The following is a 2,070-nucleotide window of genomic DNA, read 5'->3' on the forward strand; positions in this document are numbered from 1 at the left end:
ATCAGCTGCTCGAGCAGTTCTCGGCGACCTATGTGGAGTTGCGGGACGGCACGGTCGAGGACGCCCGCGAGACGGTGCGCGCGCTCGCCACCACCCACGGGCTGGTGCTCGTGGTCGGCGTGCCCGGTCTGCTGGTGCCACTCGGGACGGCCGGGTGGACGCTGCGGACGCTCGCCTCGGCCCTGTCCGCGCCGGTGATCGTGGTAAGTGACGATCTGGCGCAGGCCACGCTGGCGCTGGGCGCGCTCGAGGGGCACACCGCGGCGGTGCTGGCCGTCGGCGACGATCTCGAGGAGCTGCCGGTGCGGGCCGCCGGGCGGGTGCCGCCCGCCGACTCCGACGACTTCGCGGCGGCCGCTCGGGACGCACTCGATCCGCTGCTGCACGCGACATCCGGCGTGGTGCCGGCCGAGCCGCCGAGGCCGTCCGGCGGCCACCGCGTCGTGTTCGCGTTGCTCGGCGTCTTCCTGGCGATGGCGGTGGTGGTCGTGGGGATCGCGTACCTCAACCGAGCCCCCGACCCGCTCCGGGGGACGGGCGTCACGCCACGCCCCGTCGTGGTCTTCACCCCGGCGCCGGAAGCGCCGGAGGTGACGGGGCCGCGGCCGGTCAGCCAGATGTGCCCCGAGTTCCGCGGCCAGGTCAAGCCCACGACGCCGGAGCCGGCCACCACCGCACGGGTCAACGCCGCCTGGAAACGGATCGAGACGTGGCTCGCGGCGAAGGCGCCGAAGGACGCGCGTACGCTGCGGCCCCCGGCCAAGGCCGGCGCGATCGTCGACCTGCAGCGGCGCATGTCAGTGGCTTTTCCGGCGGATCTGGTGGCCTCGCTGCTGCGGCACGACGGCGTGCAGGGCGGCGGGTTCGAGCTGCCGTTCTTCTTCTGGCCGATTCCGGTCGACGGCATCGCCGATCATTGGCTGTCCACCTGCACGGTGCTCGCGCACAACGGCGGCGCGGACACCAGCGAGTGGTGGGACAAGGCGTACGTGCCGTTCGCGAGCTCGGGCGACGGCGGCTACCTGTTCGTGGATCAGCGTCCGCGATGGGGCAACGGGCGGGTCGGCGAGTTCTACAACGAGGACGGCGTCAAGTTCGAGGGATGGCCGCCGACGGTTGCGGACCTGCTGGAGGAGACGGCGCTGTCGCTGGAGAGCGGCCGGCCGTTCCGCGACCGGTTCCGGCCGCGCGTCAAGGACGGGAGCCTCGAGTGGGTGGTGCTGCTAGGCCGGTGACCAGACCACCAGGCCGAGGCACATCTCGTCGCTGGTCCCCTCGCCCCAGACCACGTAACGCGGCGGCAGCTCACGCAGTTGCGGCAGCTTGGCGCGCAGCGAGGCGTCGTGGGTGCAGGTCACCCGCAGCGTGTCACCCGGCTTGACCGCCACCGGCTTCGCCAGCGGAAGGACGGCCTGCTCGTCGAAGTCGTAGTCGGGCACGTCGAGCAGCCGTCGCTTTCCGTTGAGGTCGACCGTGATCGAGCGGCCGAGCATGTGCATGTGACCGCCGACGGCGTGGACGGTGCCGGCCCGGTCGACGGTGTAGTCGCAGTGCTGCGTCGTGCCCGCCTGCCCGCCGCAGCGCCGGGTGAGGCCCTCGACCGTCTGCTCCGCCTGCGGGCCGAAGCGCTTGCCGACGTCCTCGATCGCGGCGGCGCGGTCGCACAACCGCCCCTTCTCCCCGGTCGCGCACGGCAGCTCGACGGGCGCCGGGATGGTCATCGTGTCGAGCGGCGTCAGGTCGGTGCGTCCGGTGAGCCGCAGGCGGATGCCCGAACGGTCGGCGCCCTTCCCACCGAGCAGGTTGTAGTGCACCTGCATGACCATCTGGCTGCCGGCCGGCATCGGATATCCGGTGCCCGCAGGCAGGTCGTTCTCGCCGACGCCGGGCGCCCAGTGCGCGACCCAGGCCGCGTCGTCCGAGATGCCGGCGTTGCCGAAGCAGGTCCATCCCTCGCCGTCGTCGGCGGCGTCCGTCCGGCGGGCCTCGGCGACCTCGTCGGGGCCGACCCGGAAGAAGATCGCGTGGTGCACGATCGCGGCGTTCTGCGGGAGGAACTGGTTGCCGGTC

The 2,070-nt window shown here is 72.7% G+C and carries 2 protein-coding genes; one reads left to right on the plus strand and one right to left on the minus strand.

Annotation, left to right across the window (positions count from 1 at the left end; all coding sequences use genetic code 11):
- On the plus strand, positions 1–1,235 hold a 1,235-nt coding region (locus tag AB0M20_RS40160; RefSeq protein ID WP_364306395.1), incomplete at its 5' end, for an SMI1/KNR4 family protein.
- On the opposite strand, the gene AB0M20_RS40165 is transcribed toward AB0M20_RS40160, so the two are convergent.
- Positions 1,224–2,070: monooxygenase (locus AB0M20_RS40165; RefSeq protein WP_364306396.1), on the minus strand; the 847-nt coding region annotated here is incomplete at its 5' end. The genes AB0M20_RS40160 and AB0M20_RS40165 overlap by 12 nt on opposite strands.

Origin of the sequence: Actinoplanes sp. NPDC051633, assembly GCF_040681735.1 — a bacterium.
Classification (GTDB): Bacteria; Actinomycetota; Actinomycetes; order Mycobacteriales; family Micromonosporaceae; genus Actinoplanes.